General features: G+C 64.9%; 5 protein-coding genes. 1 reads left to right on the forward strand and 4 read right to left on the reverse strand.

Going from position 1 to position 4561, the window contains the following annotated elements; all coding sequences use genetic code 11:
- Positions 1-550: 550 nt before the first annotated feature.
- From HMPREF2932_RS09230 to merA, 3 genes are all read right to left on the reverse strand, one after another.
- The gene (locus HMPREF2932_RS09230; RefSeq protein WP_070711745.1) at positions 551-1507 is read right to left on the reverse strand and encodes a cytochrome c biogenesis CcdA family protein; all 957 of its coding nucleotides are present in this window, start codon (positions 1505-1507) and stop codon (positions 551-553) included.
- A complete protein-coding gene (locus HMPREF2932_RS09235; protein ID WP_083308548.1) occupies positions 1504-1986 on the reverse strand; it encodes a TlpA family protein disulfide reductase in 483 nt (160 codons plus the stop codon). Before HMPREF2932_RS09235 ends, HMPREF2932_RS09230 begins: the two co-directional genes overlap by 4 nt.
- Before the next feature lie 227 nt (positions 1987-2213).
- On the reverse strand, positions 2214-3638 hold the full coding sequence (merA, locus tag HMPREF2932_RS09240; RefSeq protein WP_070701667.1) for a mercury(II) reductase: 1425 nt from the start codon (positions 3636-3638) through the stop codon (positions 2214-2216).
- Positions 3639-3746: 108 nt separating this feature from the next.
- Here merA and HMPREF2932_RS09245 point away from each other — a divergent pair, with 108 nt between their 5' ends.
- Positions 3747-4136 carry a heavy metal-responsive transcriptional regulator gene (locus tag HMPREF2932_RS09245; protein ID WP_004601215.1) on the forward strand — a complete coding sequence of 130 codons (390 nt, stop codon included), beginning with the start codon at positions 3747-3749 and terminating at the stop codon, positions 4134-4136.
- 282 nt (positions 4137-4418) lie between these two features.
- Here HMPREF2932_RS09245 and HMPREF2932_RS13450 read toward each other — a convergent pair.
- A partial coding sequence (locus HMPREF2932_RS13450) for an HNH endonuclease signature motif containing protein (RefSeq protein ID WP_371326340.1) occupies positions 4419-4561 on the reverse strand: 143 nt, incomplete at its 5' end.

Genomic DNA, 4561 nt, shown 5'->3' on the forward strand with positions numbered 1-4561 from the left:
GCCGCGAAATATTTTGCCGAAGAGACACGCTGGTGATCCGCTTCCAGTTTGTCTATGACCATCGAACCGAGTAGTCGGTTAAGCGGATGTGCCACGTGTTAAAGCTCAATCGCTCGGGCCTGGCCTCTACCCTTGAGGCCATGGGCTTTTAGGCAACCTCCTCAACCACTACACCCCGCTTCTACCCCGAGAAATATAGACACCATCAGCACAAACACTAACCATGTTATGTCCATAGGGTTTTTGGACATAACACAGCTCCACTAAGCCAGGAGGCCTAGCTATTTCACAAGACCGAAAGTGCCACCAACGTCAAGGTCGAGTACAACTAGTGGGTGTCACTGTGGCTTTCCGAAGTCCACCACACTGACGTTCCCATCATTGCGGGGGCGGTACAGAGGGCTCCTGACGGATTGCCCGAAGTCCTCTGCACGAATTGACTTCCGGCCTGATGCCGCTGTACCAACCTGTCCTGATAGGCGGGCGCCTCGTTTGCCAGAAGATGGGCAAGGTTCCCTCTCCCCCTTGCTTTTTGGGAGTCCTCGGCCAGCTACGGGATCGTGCCTGGCCGGTCCTCGGTCGAGTTGTTGTCCGGAGTTGGTGTGCAGCAGTCGGGTTCCCCGCTTTGCCCGGGGCCCTCGCCTGTGGGCGGCGTTCCCTGTCTGATGCGCAGTCTCCTGCGCCGGTTGAGGGCGGCCAATGCCGATACGAGCACCACGGCTGCGGCGAGGGCTGCGATCAGGGTGCTGTTGTCGCTGATCCAGGCGCTGGCGGCGGCTGACCATACGGCGAGGCTGTTGGCCTGTGCGGTTCCGCCGGTGGCGGCGGGATACCAATACCAGCTGAGGTAGGCGCCGGTTATGGTGAGGATGAAGGCGGCGATGCGGTTGCTGTGCTTGGCCAGGCCGGTGATTCTTCGCCCGAGGGCGGCCCCGGCGATGGCCGTGCCTGCCGAAACGAGCATCAGGACAGTGGCCGAGCCTGCGGCGTAGGCGGCGAAGACCGCGAGCAGCCCGGCGTAGCTGGCGACGGCCTGGGCTTGGGCGATCACGGCCAGGAGCACCCCGAGGGTGCAGCCGAGGGATGCTGCGGCGTATCCGATCCCGAAGGCCACCATGCGCCCGGTTTTGTGACCTGCCCCTGCGGCTTCTTGTGTGCGGGGTTTCGTGGCCCAGGCCGGCAGACGGAGCCGTGGTGTGAGTCCGGTGAGCATGGCCAGGCCCAGCAGGAGAAGGATCACCCCGGTGGCCATTCCCAGCCAGGGCGCTGCGCTGATCAGGGTCCTGGCGCCCGCGCTGACGATCAGCCCGAAGGCTGCCAGGGTCCCGGCGAAGCCGAGGCTGAGCGCGAGCCCGGCCCGGAGCCCGTGGGCCAGACGCAGCGCGAGCGGGCGCGTCCGGGCGTCCCCGATGGTCTGGGCTATCCAGGCGGGCAGGAGGGCGAAACCGCAGGGATTGACCGGGGCAATCATTCCAGCGGCGAAGGCCAGGGCAAGCAGGGCTGTCATTGGGCACCGGCCTTGGTGAGTTCTTCTTGGATCTTTTCCGCAGACGGGTCGGTGGCCCGGAAGGTAACGTCGCCCTTCGCGTCGACCACCACCAGGGTGCTTATGGAGGTGACCTTGTACCGGGTGGTCAGTGTGGCCTCGGTGTCGATGACGGCAGGGAGCTCAGGGGCCTTGATGTAATCGCGGAATCCGTTGATGGTCTCCTTCGGTTCTCGGGGGTCCACGTCCACCAGGAGGTAGTCGGCCGAGCTTCCCAGGGCCGTGGAGGCCTTGTTCAGGGAATCGGCCCCTTCCGCACACTCACCGCATCCGGCAGAGAAGAAGAACAGTGCTGCGGGCTTACCGTCCGGGATGGTCCGGGTAGTGCCGTCAATGTCGGAGACCGTAACAGCAACGGCACCGGCCGCGTCGGGCGACGAACCGCCTGGCGCGGCCGACGGGCCGCCCGGTGAGCTGGCGCAGGCGGTTGTCAGTGCCATGACCGCTGCCAGAAACAGGGCGGAGGCGAGGTGCCTGGGCCGGGGAACGGACAGAGAACGGCGGGATCTCGGGTATGTCATGGTGTCTGGTGGTTCCTTCCAGGAATGGGGATGGGGACTCAGGCGGTGCCGTGGTCGGTGCGGTGGTGCTCGGGGACAACAGATAGGTGAGGGCCTGGTCGGTGGCGGTCAGGGCATTCCTTTGCTTCGGTAGTGGGGGCTGGAGCTCAGGCGCAGCAGGAGAGCTCGGAGACGTCGGTGGTGAAGGCCTTGGCGGCGATCCTGATGCCCTCGGCCATCGTCAGGTAGGGGCTCCAGGCGGCGGCGACCTGCGCGGTGGTCATGCCCGCTTCGAGGATGTAGACGCCGGCGGCGGCGATTTCCCCGGCGTCCTTGGCCACCGCGGAGAGGCCCAGGATCCGTCCGGTGTCGCGGTCCGCGACAACCTTGATGAAGCCGCGGGTGTCGCGGTTGACCACGGCTCGCGGCACGTACTCCAGGGGGAGGACCCGGCACTCGCAGCTGATCCCGGCGGCGACAGCTTCCTTTTCCGTCATCCCGACCGCCCCGATGGCGGGACTGGTGAAGGTGACCCGGGGCAGGTGCCGGTAGTCGACCTCGGCCAGGGCATCGGTGAACGCATTGTCCACGGCCAAGGCGCCGTGGGCCGCTGCGACGTAAACGAACTCCCGATGGCCGGTCGCGTCCCCGGCGGCCCAAACCCGCGGGTTGGACGTGGCCAGGCGGGAATCGACCACGATCTCGCCGGATGCGCCGGTCTTCACCCCGACGGCGTCAAGGTCCAGTCCCTCGGTCACCGGGCGGCGGCCCAGTGCCACGAGGATGCGGGAAGCGCGGAACACCTCCTCGCCCCCGGCCACGTTTGCCGTCACCGAGACCCCGTCCGGGCCGGAGGCCACGGAGTCGGCCATGGCCCGCCGGACCACCCGGATCCCCTCGTCGGTGAACACCCCCGCCAACGCCTTGGATGCCTCCGGTTCCTCCTGCGAGGCCAACCGGGAACGGACCAGCATGGTCACCCGGGAGCCCAGCCGGGAGAAAAGCTGTGCCATCTCCAGGGCAACATAGCCTCCGCCCAGGATCAGCATTGATTCGGGCACCTCGTCCAGTTCCATCGCCGTCGTCGAGGTCAGGTACCCGGCCTCGGCCAGTCCGGGAACGGGCGGCACGTAGGGTGCGGAGCCAGTGGCCACGAGGTAGTGCCCGGCCTCGATCGTTCTCACTGCACCATCCGGGGAGATCACCCGGAGCAGCGGTGCGTCCTGGGTTCCGGTGAACGACGCGTCCCCCGAGATCATCGTCCACCCGTAGTCCGCGGCCAGATCGACGTACTTCTCCGTGCGCATGCTTTCAACCAGCGCGGCCTTGCCCTGAATCAGGGCCGGCATGTCCACCGGGCCCGCCGAGGCCGCCACCCCAGGGAAGCGGGCCGAATCCAACGCCACGTGGCGGGCCTCCGCGGCAGCCAGGAGCGCCTTCGACGGGACGCAGCCCGTGTTCACGCATGTCCCGCCCACGGTGCCGCGCTCCACCATCACGACGCGCTTGCCCAGTCCGGTGGCCCGGATCGCGGCCGCAAACGCTCCGCCGCCGGAACCAATAATCGCCAGATCGAACTTTTCGTTTGTCATTCCAGATGTCTCTTCCCTGTGGTTCAAAAGTTCCTATGGAACCATTGTGAACCTTCCAGTACAATGGAAGGTCAAGTGTGGTGGCCATTGGAAGGGGAATCGGCGAACATGAGGATCGGACAGCTTGCGGAAGCAACCGGAACCACGACCAAGACCCTGCGGTTCTACGAGGAGTCGGGGCTGCTCCCTCCGGCCGAGCGATTGGCCTCCGGCTATCGGGACTACGCCGAGGATGCCGTGGGTCGGGTCGGGTTCATCCACCGGGGCCAGGCCGCCGGGCTGACCCTCGCCCAGATCCGCCAGATCCTCGACATCCGCGACGGCGGCCAGGCGCCCTGCGAGCACGTGCGCGACCTGCTTGACGTGCGCCTCGCTGAGATCGAGCAGCAGATCGCGCAGCTCTCCGTGCTGCGCGACACTATCGCGGACCTCAGACAGGACGCCGCACACCCGGACCCTGAAACGTGCAGCACCGATCAAGTGTGTAGGTACTTGTAATCCAATTGGGCACACCTCCTTAGCAACCACGCTATGCGAGAGTTGCAGCTCGACGAGAGCCAGGATGACAGGATTAACCGCCAGGAGCTATCTATAAATAGGGACTATTTCTTACCTGGAAGTAACATTTTGGCGGTTGAGGATAATACCTTTGGTGCATTTTGAGCCAAAGTAAAAATAGTCCCCTACGGGAAGACGGAAATAAGACAGTTCCCGGTGGACAAGAACAGTCTTCGCGAGCAGGTAGTTGGTGGGCCCTTGCGTTCATAATTCTGTGCACCATCACCACCATGATCGACAGGCGAAAACCAGGTTCTTCGGGTGGGTTGGCCCGCCTTCGGCCCAGTTGTGTCGGTGATCCAACTGGCTGAGAAAAGCAGGCTCGCCACAGCCGCCGACCCGGCAGGTACCGTCGCGTCCTTCGA

The organism is Corynebacterium sp. HMSC074H12, from assembly GCF_001813755.1.
Lineage (GTDB): Bacteria > Actinomycetota > Actinomycetes > Mycobacteriales > Mycobacteriaceae > Corynebacterium > Corynebacterium hiratae.